This window comes from Pseudomonas sp. NFR09 (genome assembly GCF_900111535.1).
Taxonomy (GTDB): domain Bacteria; phylum Pseudomonadota; class Gammaproteobacteria; order Pseudomonadales; family Pseudomonadaceae; genus Aquipseudomonas; species Aquipseudomonas extremorientalis.
This window is the reverse complement of sequence record NZ_FOIH01000014.1, coordinates 102,168-119,614: the sequence shown is the minus strand read 5'-3', so window position 1 is coordinate 119,614 and position 17,447 is coordinate 102,168. Positions and strand designations below refer to the sequence as shown.

The 17,447-nt window shown below is 62.0% G+C and carries 16 protein-coding genes; 13 read left to right on the top strand and 3 right to left on the bottom strand.

Going from position 1 to position 17,447, the window contains the following annotated elements:
- Positions 1–5 precede the first annotated feature (5 nt).
- From BMX59_RS26455 to BMX59_RS26410, 10 genes are all read left to right on the top strand, one after another.
- Positions 6–3,098 (top strand): efflux RND transporter permease subunit, encoded by a 3,093-nt coding sequence (locus BMX59_RS26455; protein WP_093127618.1) that lies wholly within the window; start codon positions 6–8, stop codon positions 3,096–3,098.
- Positions 3,099–3,228: 130 nt separating this feature from the next.
- Positions 3,229–3,624: a hypothetical protein gene (locus tag BMX59_RS26450; RefSeq protein ID WP_092249018.1), complete on the top strand. Its 396-nt coding sequence runs from the start codon at positions 3,229–3,231 to the stop codon at positions 3,622–3,624.
- Positions 3,625–3,751: 127 nt separating this feature from the next.
- Positions 3,752–4,393, top strand: coding sequence for a DUF1345 domain-containing protein (locus BMX59_RS26445; RefSeq protein WP_078048145.1), 642 nt, complete (start codon positions 3,752–3,754; stop codon positions 4,391–4,393).
- Positions 4,394–4,466: 73 nt separating this feature from the next.
- Entirely contained in the window at positions 4,467–5,306 is an 840-nt protein-coding gene (locus BMX59_RS26440) for an AraC family transcriptional regulator (protein WP_093127611.1), read from the top strand.
- A gap of 54 nt (positions 5,307–5,360) precedes the next feature.
- A complete protein-coding gene (locus BMX59_RS26435) occupies positions 5,361–5,948 on the top strand; it encodes a LysE family translocator (protein WP_093127608.1) in 588 nt (195 codons plus the stop codon).
- A 109-nt stretch (positions 5,949–6,057) separates the two neighbouring features.
- On the top strand, positions 6,058–7,071 hold the full coding sequence (locus tag BMX59_RS26430; protein ID WP_093127753.1) for a LacI family DNA-binding transcriptional regulator: 1,014 nt from the start codon (positions 6,058–6,060) through the stop codon (positions 7,069–7,071).
- 44 nt (positions 7,072–7,115) lie between these two features.
- Positions 7,116–7,898 carry a sugar phosphate isomerase/epimerase family protein gene (locus BMX59_RS26425; RefSeq protein ID WP_093127604.1) on the top strand — a complete coding sequence of 261 codons (783 nt, stop codon included), beginning with the start codon at positions 7,116–7,118 and terminating at the stop codon, positions 7,896–7,898.
- The gene (locus tag BMX59_RS26420) at positions 7,891–8,832 is read left to right on the top strand and encodes a sugar kinase (protein WP_093127600.1); all 942 of its coding nucleotides are present in this window, start codon (positions 7,891–7,893) and stop codon (positions 8,830–8,832) included. The genes BMX59_RS26425 and BMX59_RS26420 overlap by 8 nt, the downstream gene beginning before the upstream one ends.
- Before the next feature lie 45 nt (positions 8,833–8,877).
- The gene (locus tag BMX59_RS26415; RefSeq protein WP_071490628.1) at positions 8,878–10,170 is read left to right on the top strand and encodes an MFS transporter; all 1,293 of its coding nucleotides are present in this window, start codon (positions 8,878–8,880) and stop codon (positions 10,168–10,170) included.
- Positions 10,167–11,144 (top strand): NAD(P)-dependent oxidoreductase, encoded by a 978-nt coding sequence (locus BMX59_RS26410; RefSeq protein WP_093127595.1) that lies wholly within the window; start codon positions 10,167–10,169, stop codon positions 11,142–11,144. Before BMX59_RS26415 ends, BMX59_RS26410 begins: the two co-directional genes overlap by 4 nt.
- A 133-nt stretch (positions 11,145–11,277) precedes the next feature.
- Here the strand turns inward: BMX59_RS26410 and BMX59_RS26405 are convergent, their stop codons facing one another.
- Positions 11,278–12,903: a methyl-accepting chemotaxis protein gene (locus BMX59_RS26405; RefSeq protein ID WP_093127591.1), complete on the bottom strand. Its 1,626-nt coding sequence runs from the start codon at positions 12,901–12,903 to the stop codon at positions 11,278–11,280.
- A gap of 233 nt (positions 12,904–13,136) precedes the next feature.
- On the opposite strand from BMX59_RS26405, the gene BMX59_RS26400 reads away from it, so the two are divergent.
- Complete coding sequence (locus BMX59_RS26400) at positions 13,137–14,564, top strand: nucleobase:cation symporter-2 family protein (RefSeq protein ID WP_092248998.1); 1,428 nt, start codon at positions 13,137–13,139, stop codon at positions 14,562–14,564.
- Between the two features lie 12 nt (positions 14,565–14,576).
- Positions 14,577–15,038, top strand: coding sequence for an LEA/WHy family protein (locus tag BMX59_RS26395; RefSeq protein WP_092248995.1), 462 nt, complete (start codon positions 14,577–14,579; stop codon positions 15,036–15,038).
- 157 nt (positions 15,039–15,195) lie between these two features.
- Here BMX59_RS26395 and BMX59_RS26390 read toward each other — a convergent pair whose 3' ends face one another.
- Positions 15,196–16,122 (bottom strand): carbon-nitrogen hydrolase family protein, encoded by a 927-nt coding sequence (locus tag BMX59_RS26390; RefSeq protein ID WP_093127583.1) that lies wholly within the window; start codon positions 16,120–16,122, stop codon positions 15,196–15,198.
- 82 nt (positions 16,123–16,204) lie between these two features.
- On the opposite strand from BMX59_RS26390, the gene BMX59_RS26385 reads away from it, so the two are divergent.
- Positions 16,205–17,119, top strand: a complete 915-nt coding sequence (locus BMX59_RS26385) for a LysR family transcriptional regulator (protein WP_092248988.1) — start codon at positions 16,205–16,207, stop codon at positions 17,117–17,119.
- Here BMX59_RS26385 and BMX59_RS26380 read toward each other — a convergent pair.
- Positions 17,091–17,345: a hypothetical protein gene (locus BMX59_RS26380; protein WP_058424873.1), complete on the bottom strand. Its 255-nt coding sequence runs from the start codon at positions 17,343–17,345 to the stop codon at positions 17,091–17,093. The genes BMX59_RS26385 and BMX59_RS26380 overlap by 29 nt on opposite strands.
- Positions 17,346–17,447: the final 102 nt, after the last annotated feature.

The following is a 17,447-nucleotide window of genomic DNA, read 5'->3' as shown; positions in this document are numbered from 1 at the left end:
CCGCCATGCCGCAGTTCTTTATTGACCGCCCGATCTTCGCCTGGGTGGTCGCCCTGTTTATCCTGCTGGCCGGCTTGCTGGCCATCCCGCAGTTGCCGGTGGCGCAGTACCCCAACGTCGCGCCGCCGAAAGTAGAGATCTACGCGGTGTACCCCGGTGCATCGGCGCAGACCCTGGACGAAAGCGTGGTGAGCCTGATCGAGCAGGAGCTCAACGGCGCCGATCACCTGTTGTATTTCGAATCCCAGAGCAGCCTGGGTTCGGCCACCATCACCGCCACCTTCCAACCGGGCACCAACCCGGAAATGGCCCAGGTCGATGTGCAGAACCGCCTCAAAGCGGTCGAGCCGCGCCTGCCGCAAGCCGTTACCCAGCAAGGCTTGCAGGTGGAGAAAGTCTCCGCCGGCTTCCTGCTGCTGGTGACCCTCACGTCCAACGACGGCAAGCTCGATGACGTGGCGCTCAGCGACTACCTGGCGCGTAACGTGATGAACGAGCTCAAGCGCCTGGACGGTGTGGGCAAGGCCCAGCTGTACGGCGCCGAGCGTGCCATGCGGATCTGGATCGACCCGCAGAAGCTGATCGGTTTCAACCTCACGCCGGCCGATGTGAACGCGGCGATCAGCGCGCAGAACGCCCAGGTCTCGGCGGGCAGCATCGGTGACTTGCCGGGTACCAATACCCAGGAAATCACCGCGGCGATCCTGGTCAAGGGCCAGTTGTCGACGCCGGCCGAGTTCGCCGACATCGTGCTCAAGGCCAACCCGGACGGCTCCACCGTGCGCATCGGCGATGTGGCGCGGGTGGAAGTCGGCAGCCAGGAATACCAGTTCTCCACGCGCCTCAACGGCAAGCCCTCCACCGCCGTCAGCGTACAGCTGTCGCCCGGCGCCAACGCGTTGAGCACCGCCACCCTGGTGCGAGCCAAGATGGACGAGCTGTCGCGCTATTTCCCGGCCAATGTGGAATACAAGATCCCGTACGACACCTCGCCGTTCGTCAAGGTTTCGATCACCAAGGTGGTCTACACCCTGCTTGAGGCAATGGCGCTGGTGTTCGCGGTGATGTTCCTGTTCCTGCAAAACGTGCGCTATACGCTGATCCCGACGCTGGTGGTGCCGATTGCGCTGATGGGCACTTTTGCCACCATGTTGCTGCTGGGCTTTTCGATCAACGTGCTGACCATGTTCGGCATGGTGCTGGCTATCGGCATCCTGGTGGACGACGCGATTGTGGTGGTGGAAAACGTCGAGCGCATCATGGCCACCGAGGGCCTGTCGCCCAAGGAAGCGACGAAAAAAGCCATGGGCCAGATCACCGGCGCCATCATCGGCATCACCCTGGTGCTGGTGGCGGTGTTCCTGCCGATGGCGTTCATGGCCGGTTCGGTGGGGGTGATCTACCAGCAATTCTCGCTGTCGATGGCCACCTCGATCCTGTTCTCGGCGTTTCTCGCCCTGACCTTGACCCCGGCCCTGTGCGCCACCTTGCTCAAGCCGATCCCCAAGGGCGAGCACCATGCCAAGGGCGGTTTCTTCGGCTGGTTCAACCAGCGTTTTGAAAGCCTCACCGACCGCTATGAAGGCTGGGTGGCCTATGCCCTCAAGCGCAGTGGCCGTTACCTGCTGATCTACCTGGTATTGCTGGTGGGCCTGGGCTGGATGTTCAGTCGCCTGCCCTCCTCGTTCCTGCCGGTGGAAGACCAGGGCTACACCATCACCGATATCCAGTTGCCGCCGGGTGCGAGCAAGAACCGCACGGTGCAGGTGGCCGAGCAGATCGAAGCGCACAACGCCGAAGAGCCTGGGGTGGGTGATACCACCATGATCATGGGTTTCAGCTTCTCCGGTTCGGGGCAGAACGCAGCGTTGGCGTTTACCACGCTCAAGGATTGGTCGCAGCGCAGCAGCGATGACTCCGCATCGTCGATTGCCGACCGCGCCAACATGGCCTTCAGCGAACTGAAAGATGCGGTCGCCTACGCCATTCTGCCGCCGCCAGTGGACGGCCTGGGCACCTCCAGCGGCTTCGAGTTCCGCCTGCAGGACCGCGGTGGCGTCGGCCATGCCGCGTTGATGGCCGCGCGTACCGAGTTGCTGGCCGCCGCCGCGAAAAGCCCGATCCTGGCCAACGTGCGCGAAAGCGCCCTGGCCGAGGCACCGCAAGTGCAGCTTGAAGTGGACCGCAAGCAGGCCAATGCGTTGGGCGTGTCGTTTGCCGACGTCGGCAATGTGCTGTCCTCGGCCGTCGGTTCGGCCTATATCAACGACTTCCCCAACCAGGGCCGCATGCAGCGGGTGGTGGTGCAGGCCGAAGGCGACCAACGCAGCCAGGTGGCGGACTTGATGAAGATCAACGTGCGCAACAACGCCGGCAAGATGGTGCCCCTGTCCGCCTTTGTCGAAGCCAGATGGACCCAGGGCCCGACCCAGTTGACCCGCTACAACGGCTACCCGGCCATCGCGATTTCCGGCGAAGCCGCTCCGGGACACAGTACCGGTGAGGCCATGGACGAGATCCAGCGCCTGGTCAGCCAATTGCCCGCCGGCCTGGGCCAGGAATGGACCGGGTTGTCGTTGCAGGAACGTCTGTCCGGCTCCCAGGCCCCGATACTGCTGGGCTTGTCGCTGCTGATCGTATTCCTGTGCCTGGCAGCGCTGTATGAAAGCTGGTCGATCCCCACCTCGGTGTTGCTGGTGGTGCCGCTCGGCGTGCTCGGCGCGGTACTGGCCGTGGCGTTGCGGGGGATGCCCAACGATGTGTTCTTCAAAGTGGGCCTGATCACCATCATCGGCCTGTCGGCGAAGAACGCGATCCTGATCATCGAATTCGCCAAGGACCTGTACGACCAGGGTGAAGACCTGATGAGCGCCACCCTGAAGGCTGCGCGCTTGCGCTTGCGCCCGATCATCATGACCTCGCTGGCGTTCATCCTCGGCGTGGTGCCGTTGGCGATTGCCACCGGCGCCAGTTCCGCCAGCCAGCAAGCGATTGGTACCGGCGTGATCGGCGGGATGATCACCGCGACACTGGCGGTGGTGTTTGTGCCGGTGTTTTTTGTGGTGGTGATGAAGTTGGTTAAAAAGCGCCGCGACTGATTGACGTCAACCGACGCAAGCCCACTGAAAAGAGCCCTTACAAACTGTCAATGTTGACAGTTTCGCAGGGTTCTTTTTCGTTTTAGTGTGCCTTTGTTCAATCCGAACGATCAGTAAAGAGAAGCTTCCCATGAGCGAACACTCAGGCTTACTGCTTTCCAACGGGTACCTGGCGGTAGGCATTGGAAACAGTTTTTTTGTCAGCGAAGACTTAACAGTAATCCATACGAGCCAATTGCTGCGTATTGAGGCACCGGGCACTGGAAACTCAGCCGGAGAATTCATCATCACGGTCAATAACCCTGGGAATGGTGGAACAGCCATACCGGTTGGTCCTGGCAACCCTTCGCAGCTCACCTACGAACGGTACGGCTATCCTACCCGCCATGCCGGTAGCGGAAGCATAACCTTCGTGTGGGACCCTACACGTAAAATGCTTGATGCGACGTTTGAAGCCATCTTGGTTCCTGTCGCGCACTACCCCGCAGTCAAACTCAGGGACGGCGCCATCCGTCACGTTGAATAAGCACGGCTGTAACCGCCATGTTTGATGGCCAGGACGTGCAACTGACAAAAAGGAGTGTTCGACGCAGTCAGTCAGGGACTAAAGAATGCGCTATGGTGCTCGCAGAGACATTTCATTGTGAGCCGCCATGCCGTTCCTCGCCCGCACCCACCCTCGCCTCTCCGCCGCCGCCGTGCTGGGTATTGCCGTGGGCATCCTGGCGCCGGCAGACACCGTCGTCAGCAAAATCCTCATCGGCTGGAATGCCGGGGTCTGGACCTACCTGGTACTGATGCTATGGCTGACCCGGCGGGCCAAGGCCGAGGATGTGAAGCGCATCGCCGAAATCGAAGATGAAAATGCCGGGCTGGTGCTGTTCACGGTGTGCATCGCCGCTCTCGCCAGCCTGGCAACCATCACCTTCGAACTGGTGGGCAGCAAAGACCTGGCCACCTCGGAACGCCTGCTGCACTACGGTTTCACCGGGCTGACAGTGATCGGTTCGTGGTTGCTGATCGGGGTGATCTTCAGCGTGCATTACGCGCGCCTTTATTACACCTGGGACGGCAAGGAGCCGGCGCTGCGCTTTGCCGAAGGTTTGCAGACCCCCAACTATTGGGACTTCCTGTACTTTTCCTTCACCATCGGCGTGGCGGTGCAGACCTCTGATGTCGGGGTTGCCACCCGAGGCATGCGCAAGGTAGTGCTGGGTCAATCATTGATCGGGTTTCTGTTCAACACGGCGATCCTGGGGTTCTCGATCAATATCGCCGCTGGCTTATTCGGTTGAGGCTGCACAAACCTTCTAGACGCTTATGCCCAGCTGGGCGCTAATTACCTCACCTATTCCGCCTCGGTGTTTTATGGCCGCGCACAATTGGATCGACCTGTCCCAGGACGCCGACACCGGCATCGAGACCCTGCGCGCGCATTTCGAAGGCCATGCGTACGACCCGCATTGGCACGACAGCTACCTGATCGGCGTGACCGAGCAAGGCGTGCAGCAATTCAACTGCCGCCGTACCCGCCACAACAGCGTGCCCGGCCAGGTGTTCCTGGTGGAGCCCGGGGAACTGCATGATGGCGATGCGCCCACTGCCGACGGCTTCACTTACCACATGCTCTATCTCGACCCGCAGTGGTTGGCGCGGGAGGTGAGCGCGGTGTTTGAAGAGGCACCACTCGATAGCCAACTGAGTTTCGCCAATACCTTGACCAGCGACCCGCGCCTGGCCATGGCGACCAGCCAGGCCTTCCAGACCCTGCACGGCGGCGAACTGCGCATCGTGCGCCAGCGCGCCATGGACCATCTGTTGGAGCGCCTCACCGGCCAACTCTACTGGCGCACCCGCTACCGCGACGACCCGCGACTGCCATTGGTTGCGCACAAGGCGCGGGAATACCTGCACGCTCATCTGCACGTGGACGTGGGCATGGACGAACTGGCCCTGGCCTGCGGCGTCGACCGTTTCCGCCTGACCCGTGCGTTCAAGAGCGCATTCGGCCTGCCGCCCCATGCCTACCTGGTGCAACTGCGCCTGGCCCGCGCCCGGCACTTGCTGGCCAAGGGCGAGCAACCCGCCGATGTCGCGATTGCCCTGGGCTTTGCCGACCAGAGCCACTTGGGCCGCTGGTTCATGCGTGCCTACGGTCTGACGCCCGCCGCCTACCGCAAACGCTGCTCAAATCTTCCAGACAGATGACATACCGGCCCGGGAAGATCGACGCCATCCTTCGGTTTGTCGGAGTCACCTGCCATGTTGCCGTTCATGTTGTTTGCCTTTGTCGCCTCGATCACACCAGGCCCTACCAATATCCTGGTACTGAGTAACAGCGCGCAGTATGGCTTGAGAGCCGCGTTGCCCATTATTTTCGGCGCCTGCGCCGGGGCTGCCGGCCTTGTATTGCTAGTGGGAACCGGCATGGGCCAATCCCTGGTGCATTTGCCCAAGGTGCAAACGGCCATGCAATTGACCGGCGTCGCCTGGCTGAGCTACTTGGCCTGGCAGATCTTCAGAGCACCCGCTCAAGCCATCGAAGTGAATACCCGCGAAAAGCCCCTCGGCCTGATTGGCGCAGCCAGCCTGCAATTGATCAACCCGAAAACCTGGATGATGGCGCTCGCGGTGGTGAGTATATTTGCCGGCCAGGGGGCCGAGCGCCAAAGCCAGGTGGTGCAGTTGTCCCTGGTGTTTTTCCTGATATCGATACCTTGCCTGGGCACTTGGGCTCTGTTGGGGGCCGGCGCCTCACGGGTGTTTCGTTCGGCCACGGCCATGCAACGTTTCAACCAGTGTATGGCCCTGCTGCTATTGGCCGCGACCTGGTTGGGTGTGCTGGTCTGAACGTACCGATCATCTGGCCTTGCCCTGCATCTTCTTGACGACTTTGCTGGTTTAGTGTTTTCCTGAAACCGGTTTCAGTCATTCCAATAAGAAAAGAAGGTCGATGACCGTGAACAACTTTTCCGCCGCCCAGCGCAGCCGCGTGACCATGCTCGACGTCGCCGAGCGCGCTGGCGTATCCAAGGCCAGTGTGTCGCGCTTTATCGGCGACGACCGCGCCCTGCTCTCCGATGCCATCGCCCTGCGCATCGAACAGGCCATTGACGAACTCGGCTACCACCCCAACCAGATGGCCCGCGGCTTGAAACGCGGGCGCACGCGCCTGATCGGCATGCTGGTGGCCGATATCCGCAACCCCTATTCCATTGCCGTGATGCACGGCGCCGAGACTGCCTGCCGCCAGCACGGCTACAGCCTGGTGGTGTGCAACACTGACCGCAATGACGAACAGGAGCGCCAGCACCTGGCTGCGCTGCGCTCCTACAACATCGAAGGGCTGATCGTGAACACCCTCGGCCATCACTTGGACCAGTTGCTGGAACTGCAACGGGAAATGCCCCTGGTGCTGGTGGACCGCAAGGTCGAGCCGCTGCACAGCGACCTGGTGGGCCTGGACAACCCGGCGGCGGTGCGCATGGCCGTGGAACACCTCGAGCGACAGGGTTATAGCGATGTACTGATGGTGAGTGAAGCCACCGATGGCACCAGTTCGCGCCTGGAGCGCCTGGACAGTTTCAAGGCTGAAATAAGCAACCGTCCGGGCTTGACCGGCGCGGTGCTTGAACTGGATGACACGCTGGAACAACACCTGCAGGCCTTTCTCGCAAAGCCTGGCCCCAAAGCTCTGTTCTGCGCCAACGGCGTCGCCGCACTGGCCTGCACCCGAGCGCTTAAAAAGCTTGGCTGCAACCTGTTCGACGACATCGGCCTGATCGCCCTGGATGACCTGGACTGGTACCCGCTGGTAGGCACGGGTATTACCGCCCTCGCCCAGCCGACCGCATCCATCGGTGCAACGGCATTTGATTGCCTGCTCAAGCGCTTGCGCGGCGATACCGAGCCAACACGTACCCTGGATTTCCTGCCCGAGCTGATCGTCCGTGGCTCGACCCGGCACCTCTAAAAAATTTTGAACAAAAATGAAACCGGTTTCAGAGGTAAACAACAATGCATAAATACCCCGTCTCCATCAGCCTTTCCAGCTACGGCGCCGAGCTGGTACGTCAGCAGGGCCAGCTTAGTTTCGTCGAAGTCCTCGCCGCCGCCGGCGCCCAGTGCATCGAGTGGCGCGAAGAGCTTTTAACGGACGAACAGCCCACCGAACTGGCCCAGGCAGCAGCGCAACAGGATTTGAAGTCGGTGTTCTCATCGCCTTTGGAACTGTGGGTCGCCGGTCGCGCCCAAGCGAATGCCGAACTCGCGGCCACCCTGGATCGGGCGCAGGCGTTTGGCTCACGCTGGCTGAAAGTCTCCCTCGGCTACTTCACCGACACCAACGACCTGGAAAGCCTGCACGCCCTGCTCAACCGCCACCCGGTCCGCCTGTTGGTAGAGAACGACCAGACCCTGCACGGCGGCCGCATCGAACCCATGCAGCGCTTTTTCACCGAAGTGGAACGCCTGGGCCTGCCGGTAAGGATGACCTTCGATATCGGCAACTGGCAATGGCAGGACCAATCCGCTCTAACCGCTGCACGCCTGCTGGGCCGGCATGTGGATTACCTGCACTGCAAGGCCGTGGCCCGGCGCCCGGACGGCAAGCTGGTCGCTGTGCCGCCGGGCGCCACCGACCTGCATCTGTGGGAACAACTGCTCAAGCATATGACTCAAGGGATTACCCGGGCGGTGGAATTCCCGCTGCAAGGCGATGACCTGGTCGAGGTCACCACCCGGCACATTGCCGCCCTCGCCATCCTTGGCCAACCGCGTGTGGAGAATGCCCATGTCTGAGATCGATATCCTGTCGTTTGGTGAGACCATGGCGATGTTCGTCGCCGAACAGACCGGCGACCTGGCGCAAGTGGCGCAGTTTCACAAGCGCATTGCCGGGGCGGACAGCAACGTCGCCATTGGCCTGTCACGCCTGGGCTTCAACGTGGCCTGGCTGAGCCGGGTCGGCAATGACTCCCTTGGGCGCTTTGTGGTCGATACCTTGAACAAAGAAGGCCTGGACTGCCGGCATGTGGCGGTCGACCCGTTGCACCCCACCGGCTTTCAGCTCAAGTCCCGTGAAGAAACGGGTGATGACCCTCAGGTCGAGTATTTCCGCAAAGGCTCGGCAGCAAGCCACTTGTCCGTCGCAGCCATCAGCCCTGCCCTGCTGCAAGCCCGCCATCTGCATGCCACCGGCATTCCGCCAGCGTTGTCCGCCGCCACCCGCGAGTTGTCCGCCGAGCTGATGACCCAGATGCGCAAGGCCGGGCGCAGCGTGTCGTTCGATCCCAACCTGCGCCCATCGCTGTGGGCCAACCAACAGACGATGATCCGTGAAATCAACGCCCTCGCTGGCCTGGCCGATTGGGTCCTGCCGGGTCTGGGCGAAGGTCGCCTGCTGACCGGCTTCGATGACCCGGCCGATATCGCCGCGTTCTACCTCGACCAAGGCGCCGAAGCCGTGGCGATCAAGCTTGGCCCGGACGGCGCCTATTACCGCACCCAGATGGACCAGGGCTTCATCGCCGCCGTGCGAGTGGACAAGGTGGTCGACACCGTTGGCGCCGGCGACGGTTTTGCCGTGGGCATGATCAGCGCCCTGCTGGAAAACCTCAGCTTTCCCGAGGCGGTGCAGCGCGGCAACTGGATCGGCAGCCGCGCCGTGCAGAGCCGTGGCGATATGGAAGGCTTGCCCACCCGTTCAGAGTTACCGATTCGATCCGTTGCCTGACCCATTCCCTGTTGCCACAACTACAACAAGCTCAGGAGCAACCCCATGGACACCGTGAAACTCGCCACCCGCCGTTGGTGGTACATCATGCCCATCGTTTTTATCACCTACAGCCTGGCGTACCTGGACCGCGCCAACTATGGCTTCGCCGCCGCCTCCGGGATGGCCGAAGACCTGATGATCACCCCCGGTATGTCGTCGTTGCTGGGGGCGCTGTTCTTCCTCGGCTACTTTTTCTTCCAGGTGCCCGGGGCGATCTATGCGCAGAAGCGTAGCGTCAAGAAGCTGATCTTCGTCAGCCTGATCCTGTGGGGCGGCCTGGCCACCCTGACCGGCGTGGTGTCCAACGCCTACATGCTGATCGTGATTCGCTTCATGCTCGGCGTGGTCGAAGCCGCCGTGATGCCGGCGATGCTGGTGTACCTGTGCCACTGGTTCACCCGTGCCGAGCGCTCGCGCGCCAATACGTTCCTGATCCTCGGCAACCCGGTGACCATGCTGTGGATGTCAGTGGTGTCGGGCTATCTGGTGCAGCATTTCAGCTGGCGCTGGATGTTTATCATCGAAGGCCTGCCGGCCGTGCTGTGGGCGTTTATCTGGTGGAAGCTGGCCGATGAGCGCCCAAAGGATGCCAAGTGGCTGAGCGACGCCGAGAAACAGGACCTGGAAACCGCGCTGGCCGCCGAGCAAGTCGGGATCAAGGCGGTGAAGAACTATGCCGAAGCGTTCCGTTCGCCCAAGGTGATCATCCTGGCGCTGCAGTTCTTTTGCTGGAGCATCGGCGTGTATGGCTTTGTACTGTGGCTGCCGTCGATCCTCAAGCAAGGCTTGCAGATGGACATGGTCGAAGCCGGCTGGCTGTCGGCGCTGCCTTACCTGGCGGCGGTGATCGGCATGCTGGTGGTGTCGTGGGGCTCGGACAAGCTGCAAAAACGCAAGCGCTTCGTATGGCCGCCGTTGTTGATCGCCTCCATCGCGTTCTACGCGTCCTATGTACTCGGTGCCGAACACTTCTGGTGGTCCTACACCTTGCTGGTCATTGCCGGCGCGTGCATGTATGCGCCGTACGGACCGTTTTTCGCCATCGTCCCGGAAATTCTCCCGGCCAACGTCGCCGGGGGCGCCATGGCACTGATCAACAGCATGGGCGCCCTGGGTTCATTCGGCGGCTCGTACCTGGTGGGCTATCTCAATAGCAGCACCGGTTCGCCCGGCGCCTCTTACCTGCTGATGAGCGGCGCGTTGCTGCTGTCGGTGGTGCTGACGATTTTTCTCAAGCCCGGCGCCAGTGACCGTACGCCGGCGCCCAACCCGGAATTGAAGGTAAAGACCGCATGAAAAAGTCTGTCGTGTTGTACAAGAAACTCTCGGCACCGTTGATGGCCCGCCTGCATGAACAGGCCGAGGTCACGCTGATCGAAGCGTTGGACGAGACCGGCCTGGCCAAGTTGCGCGCCGCCCTGCCCGGCGCCCACGGCCTGTTGGGCGCAAGCCTGCGCCTGGACGCCAGGCTGCTGGACCTGGCGCCACGACTGGAGGCGGTGGCGAGCGTGTCGGTGGGCGTCGACAACTATGATATCGACTACCTCACCGAGCGCGGCATCCTGCTCAGCAACACCCCGGACGTGCTCACCGAGACCACCGCCGACACCGGTTTTGCGCTGATCCTGGCCACCGCGCGCCGTGTGGTCGAACTGGCCGACATGGTGCGCGCAGGCCAGTGGAGCAAAAACATCGGCCCGGCGCATTTCGGCAGCGACGTGCATGGCAAGACCCTCGGCATCATCGGCATGGGCCGCATCGGCGAAGCGTTGGCCCAGCGCGGGCATTTTGGCTTCGGCATGCCGGTGATCTACCACAGCCATTCGCCCAAGCCTGCGGTGGAGGCCCGTTTTGGCGCGCAGTACCGCAGCTTGAACGAATTGCTGCAACAGGCCGACTTTGTCTGCCTTACGCTGCCACTGACCGCCGAAACCGAGAAACTCATCGGCGCCGAACAGTTTGCGTTGATGGGCCCGGAGACGATCTTTATCAATATCTCGCGGGGCAAAGTGGTGGATGAGGCCGCGCTGGTGGAGGCATTGCAACAGCGCACGATCAGGGCGGCGGGGCTGGATGTGTTCGAGAAGGAGCCGCTGGATCATGCCTCGCCGTTGCTGCGCCTGAACAATGTGGTGGCCACGCCGCATATCGGCTCGGCGACCCATGAGACGCGGGAGGCGATGGCGACGTGTGCGGTGGAGAATCTGTTGCAGGCGCTGGCCGGTCAAAGGCCGAAAAACCTGGTGAATGCAGCAGCGTGGAAACAGTAGTTCCTGACCCACCCCAAAACAAATGTGGGAGGGGGCTTGCCCCCGATGGCGGTGTATCAGTCGACTTATCTATAACTGATCCACCCAGATCGGGGGCAAGCCCCCTCCCACATTTAAATCACATTTCAGCCAGCTAAATAACGAACCTGGCCACCATCCCATTCAGGTCCACCGCCAACCGCGACAGCTCATGGCTGGCCGCGCTGGTCTGGTTGGCACCCGCCGCCGACTGGGTCGCCAGGTCACGGATATTGACCAGGTTGCGGTCCACTTCGCGGGACACCTGGGCCTGTTCTTCCGAGGCGCTGGCGATCACCAGGTTGCGTTCGTTGATCAGGCTGATGGACTGGGTGATCTGCTCCAGGGCCACCCCGGCGGCGCGGGCCATTTCCAGGGTGTCCTGGGTGCGCTGGTTGCTCTGCTGCATGGACTGCACGGCTTCACCGGTGCCGTTCTGGATACCGGCGACCATTTTCTCGATCTCCTGGGTCGACTGCGCCGTGCGGTGGGCCAATGCCCGCACTTCGTCGGCCACCACCGCAAAGCCACGCCCAGCCTCACCGGCACGTGCCGCTTCGATGGCAGCGTTAAGCGCCAGCAGGTTGGTCTGTTCGGCAATCGCGCGGATCACGTCCAGCACCTTGCCAATGTCCCGGCCTTGGGTGGCCAGGCCTTCGATCATCGCGGCAGTGTTCTGCACGTCCTGGGTCATGGTCTGGATCGCGCCGACGGTTTCCACCACGCGGTCGCGCCCTTCCCGCGCCGCCTGGTTGGACTGGGTCGACGCCTCGGAGGTGGACACCGCGTTGCGCGCCACTTCTTCCACCGCCGCAGTCATCTCGTTGACCGCCGTAGCGGCCTGGTCGATTTCATTATTCTGTTGTTGCAGGCCCTTGGAGGCTTCCTCGGTGACCGCACTCAGCTCTTCAGCGGCAGACGCCAGCTGGGTGGCCGACCCGGCAATGTGCTGGATGGTCTGGCGCAGGTTGCCTTGCATGGTAGACAAGGCGTTGAGCAAGCGCGCCGGTTCGTCCTTGCCGTCGTCTTCAATGGTCTTGGTCAGGTTGCCACCGGCAATGGTTTCGGCCACCTCCACGGCTTTGCGCAAGGGCGCAACGATGCTGCGGGTCAGCAGCCAGGCCAGCAATACCGTGAGCAATGCGGCGGCAACCGAAACGACAATAGCGCCAGTGATGGCACTGCTGTAGTTTTGCCCGGCTTCCTCGTTGGCTTGCTTGGCATCCGCCGCGTTGATGGCGATCAGCTTGTTCAGCTGTTCGCCCATCTGGTCGGTGCCGTCCTTGATCCGCGTGTTGATCAGGGTGCGCATCTCATCGACCTTGTTCTGCCTGGACAGCGCCAGCATCTCGGCCTGAGCCTTGAGATAGTTGTCCAGGGTGGTCGTGAATACCTTGTACAGGGCGGCCTCCTCGGGCCCGGCAGGCAAGGCTGCGTAACTGGCCTGGGCAGTCTTCACCTTGTCGGCCAGCACGCCGATACGCACTTCAGCTTCCTGAAGGCCGGCAGGCTCACGGTTGACCAGCACGCGGAACGAAAGGATGCGCATACGCAGCACGTTTTCGGTGATCACCGACAGTGACGTCACGCTTGGCAGTTGATTGGTACTCATGTCCACCGAGGCCTGGCGGATCAGCGTCATACGGTTGACCGCAAATACCCCCAATACAACCACTAACACAGCAATAAACGCGAAACCGAGAGAAGCGCGAGGAGCGATATTCAGATTACGGATGGACATGGGGGAGCTCTCAAAAGTAGTGTCTGCGCGCGTCCCTGCCGCGAAACGATCTGTCAGCGTCAACGCACTGCCCAGACCTTGGTCACCACCGTTGTCATTAGTATGTGGGCCTAACCACGCTATCGGCAGGCGCTGCGGTTTCCCGCAGGGGCTTTATAAATATTTTTTTACACTTCTGACGACAGGCAGTTTCTGGCATCCTGCGCCTCCATTTTCTGACCCGAGCCCGCATTTTGTCTGACGCTCAAGCCCCGCGCCCCCGCTATAAATCCGACCTGATCTACGGCCTGGAAGACCGCCCGCACTTCACCGCCGCCCTATTTGCCGCGCTGCAGCATGTGCTGGCGAGTTTCGTCGGGATCATCACCCCCACCCTGATCGTCGGCGGCGTGCTGGGCCTGGAAAGCGAAGTGCCATACCTGGTGAGCATGGCGCTGTTCGTGTCGGGGCTCGGCACCTTTGTGCAGGCACGCACCTTCGGCCCGATCGGCTCGGGGCTGTTGTGCCTGCAGGGCACCAGTTTTTCGTTTATCAGCGTGATTCTCAGCGCGGGCTTCATGGTCAAGGCCCGGGGCGGCGGCACTGACGAAATCCTCTCGACGATCTTTGGCATCTGCTTTTTCGCCGCGTTTATCGAGGTGGTGCTCAGCCAGTTCATCGGCAAGCTGCGCAAGCTGATCACCCCGGTGGTCACCGGCACCATCATCACGCTGATGGGCTTGTCGCTGATCAAGGTGGCGGTTACTGACATGGCCGGCGGGTTTGGCGCCAGCGACCTCGGCGCGGCGAGCAACATGGGCCTGGCGGCGCTGGTGCTGCTGACCATCGTGGTGCTCAACCGCTTCAATAACCCCTTCCTGCGCCTGGGTTCGATCGTGATCGGCCTGACCCTGGGCTTCGTCGTGGCCTGGCTGCTGGGCCGCGTGGACATGGCGGCGCTGCCTGAGGTGCCGTTGATCAGTGTGCCGGTGCCGTTCAAGTACGGGTTCTCGTTCGACTGGGTGGCGTTTATCCCGGTGGCGGTGATCTTCCTGATCTCGCCGCTGGAAGCAGCCGGTGACCTGACGGCCAACTCGATGATTTCCCAACAGCCGGTCAAGGGCCCGCTGTATATCAAGCGCATCAAGTCCGGCCTGCTGGCCGATGGTCTCAATTCGGCGATGGCCGCCACCTTCAACAGCCTGCCGATGGTGACCTTCGCCCAGAACAACGGCGTGATCCAGTTGACCGGCGTAGCCAGCCGCTACGTGGCGTACTTCATTGCCGGCCTGCTGGTGCTGCTGGGGCTGTTCCCGATGATCGGTGCGGTGCTGCAACTGATGCCCAAGCCGGTACTGGGCGGCGCCACCCTGATCATGTTCGGCACCGTGGCCGTCGCTGGGATCAAGATCCTTGCCGAAGCCGGGTTGCATCGGCGCAATGTGCTGATCGTGGCGATCTCCCTCGGCATGGGCCTGGGCGTCGCTGCCGTGCCGGAAGTATTGCGCGAGCTGCCCAAGGCGCTGCACAACATCTTCGAGTCGCCGATCACCGTGGGCGCTTTCTGTGCAATCGTGCTGAACATTTTCCTGCCGGAAGAGTTCATAGAGCTGGAAGAAGATGAATTTGATCCGGAGTCCTCTACCCTCAAAGTGATGCAGGACCCGGACGTCACGAAATAGGAGCACCTTTGTATGCGCAGGCTCATGGTTCTATCGCTGTTGCTGCTGACCTTGAGCGCCTGTGCGCTGTTCCCCGACCGTGATCCGGTGAACATCAACGTAGTGGGCATCGAGCCCCTGCAAAGCCAGGACCTGGAAGTGCGCTTCGCCGTGAAACTGCGGGTGCAGAACCCCAATGAAACGGCGATCGACTACAACGGCGTGGCCCTGGACCTGGAGGTCAATGGCCGACCGTTGGCGTCGGGGGTGAGTGACCAGAGCGGCTCCATCCCGCGATTTTCCGAGACGGTCCTGAGGGTGCCGGTGAGTGTTTCGGCGTTTTCCGTGTTGCGTCAGACCCTGGGCCTGAGCCAGACCCAGAGCCTGAACAACCTGCCGTACGTGCTGCGGGGCAAACTGGCGGGCGGGCTGTTCGGCACGATGCGCTTTGTGGACCGTGGCACGCTTGACCTGCCCAATACCGCCACCTGGTAATTGACGCGGCTCACTTGTGGCGAGCGGGCGGGCCCCGCGTTGGGCTGCGTAGCAGCCCCAGCCCAGGCTCCGCATAGTGTCAGACAAAAACGGTCGCTGGCTTCAGGGCGGCTTCGCCACCCAACGCGGGGCAAGCCCGCTCGCCACAGGATTTTGCTCAATCCGTCAGGTAGCGCACGCCGGGCCTGGCGCGCTCGTCCACCACCAACTCGAAGATATCCGGCCGGGCATAATGCCCCACCACGTCATAGTCATACCGCGCGCGTACCAAGTCATCCGTATTGATTTGCGCCGTCAGCAGCCCGGCTTCTCCCAGCAGCGGCCCGGCGAGAATGTCGCCCATCGGCCCGACAATCACGCTGCCGCCCGCGATCAACGGGCGGTCTGCCGGCCAGTTGGCGATCTCGACCCCCAACGCCTCGGGCGAGGCCTGCACCTGGCAGGCACTCACCACAAAGCAACGCCCTTCGTGAGCCACATGACGCATGCTCACCTGCCACATCTCGCGCTCATCCACCGTCGGCGCGCACCACACTTGCACGCCCTTGGCATACATCGCCGTACGCAGCAGCGGCATCATGTTTTCCCAGCACACTGCGCCACCGACACGGCCCACTGCGGTGTCGATCACCGGCAGTGTCGAACCGTCGCCCTTGCCCCAGATCAGCCGTTCGGTGCCGGTGGGCATCAGCTTGCGGTGTTTGGCCACCAGGCCGCCCGCCGGCTCGAAGTACAGCACGGTGCAATACAGGGTGCTGCCACTGCGCTCGATCACGCCAAGCACCAGACTGGCGCCGGTACGTGCGGACAAGCCGGCCAGCGCCTCGGTTTCCACACCTGGGACATCGATGGCATTGGCAACGTAACGGGCAAAGGCTTCGCGGCCTTCCGGCAGGCGGTAACCCAACTGTGTGCCGAACGCCTCGCCCTTGGGGTAACCACCCAGCAGCGCTTCAGGCATCACCACCAATTGCGCGCCGCTGCGCAGGATCTGGTCCTCATAACTCAGGATTTGCGCCAGGGTTTCACCCTTGCCGCCGGGCAAGGAACCGATTTGCAGGGCCGCCACAGTAGAAACAGGCATCACGATCACTCCAGGTAAAGGGGGTTGCCCATTCTCCCGCCAGCCTCGATCATGAATAAAGCCCACTTCAGTGCTGAATGATATGAGCCAAACAAATATCGACCAGGTCGATCTCAACCTGCTGAAAACCTTCGAAGCGTTGCACGACGAGTCCAGTGCCAGTCGCGCAGCCTTGCGCCTGGGCGTCACGCAATCGGCGATCAGCGCGGGGTTGCGGCGCTTGCGCGAGGTGTACGGGGATCAATTGTTCGTGCGTACCGGGCGCGGCCTGGCGCCGACGTTGCGGGCCAACCAGTTGAAACCGGTGATCAGTGAGGCGTTGGACCGCTGTCGGCAGAGCCTGGCAATGGTCAACCCGGATAACCAGCAGTATCAGGGCCGCTCAGTGGTGCTTGGGTTATCCGATGATTTCGAGGTGGCCTACGGCCGCCGATTGATCGAAGCGATTGCACAACGTGCGCCCAAACTGCGGGTGATTTTCCGTCAGACCCACAGCCAGATCGTCGCCGGCGCCCTGCTCGACCGCACCCTTGACCTGGCAATCACCGCCGGCGGTTTTGCCCAGGGCAGGCTGAGCCGCCAGGTGCTGGGGGAAGGTGATTATCGTTGCCTGGTGGATTCGGACCAGGCACACATCAGCCTGGACGAGTTTGTCACGCGTGAGCATATTTTGGTGTCGTCAGGCGGGTTTATCGGCATCACCGATGAAGGCCTGGCGGCGCAGGGCCTGAGCCGCCAGGTGTGCGCGTCGACCAGCCACTTTGCCGCACTGCCCTTTTTGCTCAAGGGCAGCCAAGCCGTGGCGACCATTCCAGGGCATGCGGCCCAGGCCATTGCCGAGATGACCGGCCTGCGCGTATTGCCCTGCCCGCTGGCACTGCCGCGCTACCCGGTGGAGCTGGGCTGGCGCACCCAGGCGCAGCTGGATCCGCTGTTGTTGAAAGTGCGTGAAGCCATCGTGGCGGGCTTTACTTGTTGGCCGCCATCAGCTTGTTGACTTCGCTGCGCACCATGTTGGAAAACTCCGGCGGCGACATGCCGTCAAGCTCTGCGCGAACCCATTCGGCCCACTTGCCCTTGCGCTTGGCGCGCTCACCGAACAAGCGTGCAGCTTCGCCCTTGGCCTTGCCCAGGTTGGTCTGCCACAGGTCATAGAGGCGGGACTTTTCATCTTCCAGCTCGGCGCGTTCGGCGAGGGTCTTGTTGGCGAGATTGAAGCTCATGTTGAATTACCTGCTGCACAAATAGGCGACATCTTACACTGTAGGTCGAAATTTCCTGATTCGGATTTTGCTCAAGAACAGGCAGCGGCAAAAAAACTGCAA

Coding starts and splice junctions, on each gene's coding strand:
- BMX59_RS26405 (WP_093127591.1), bottom strand. CDS start 12,903: ATGTCCATCCGTAATCTGAATATCGCTCCTCGCGCTTCTCTCGGTTTC.
- BMX59_RS26395 (WP_092248995.1), top strand. CDS start 14,577: ATGCGCAGGCTCATGGTTCTATCGCTGTTGCTGCTGACCTTGAGCGCC.
- BMX59_RS26440 (WP_093127611.1), top strand. CDS start 4,467: ATGGCCGCGCACAATTGGATCGACCTGTCCCAGGACGCCGACACCGGC.
- BMX59_RS26385 (WP_092248988.1), top strand. CDS start 16,205: ATGAGCCAAACAAATATCGACCAGGTCGATCTCAACCTGCTGAAAACC.
- BMX59_RS26450 (WP_092249018.1), top strand. CDS start 3,229: ATGAGCGAACACTCAGGCTTACTGCTTTCCAACGGGTACCTGGCGGTA.
- BMX59_RS26455 (WP_093127618.1), top strand. CDS start 6: ATGCCGCAGTTCTTTATTGACCGCCCGATCTTCGCCTGGGTGGTCGCC.
- BMX59_RS26410 (WP_093127595.1), top strand. CDS start 10,167: ATGAAAAAGTCTGTCGTGTTGTACAAGAAACTCTCGGCACCGTTGATG.
- BMX59_RS26435 (WP_093127608.1), top strand. CDS start 5,361: ATGTTGCCGTTCATGTTGTTTGCCTTTGTCGCCTCGATCACACCAGGC.
- BMX59_RS26425 (WP_093127604.1), top strand. CDS start 7,116: ATGCATAAATACCCCGTCTCCATCAGCCTTTCCAGCTACGGCGCCGAG.
- BMX59_RS26380 (WP_058424873.1), bottom strand. CDS start 17,345: ATGAGCTTCAATCTCGCCAACAAGACCCTCGCCGAACGCGCCGAGCTG.
- BMX59_RS26415 (WP_071490628.1), top strand. CDS start 8,878: ATGGACACCGTGAAACTCGCCACCCGCCGTTGGTGGTACATCATGCCC.
- BMX59_RS26390 (WP_093127583.1), bottom strand. CDS start 16,122: ATGCCTGTTTCTACTGTGGCGGCCCTGCAAATCGGTTCCTTGCCCGGC.
- BMX59_RS26420 (WP_093127600.1), top strand. CDS start 7,891: ATGTCTGAGATCGATATCCTGTCGTTTGGTGAGACCATGGCGATGTTC.
- BMX59_RS26445 (WP_078048145.1), top strand. CDS start 3,752: ATGCCGTTCCTCGCCCGCACCCACCCTCGCCTCTCCGCCGCCGCCGTG.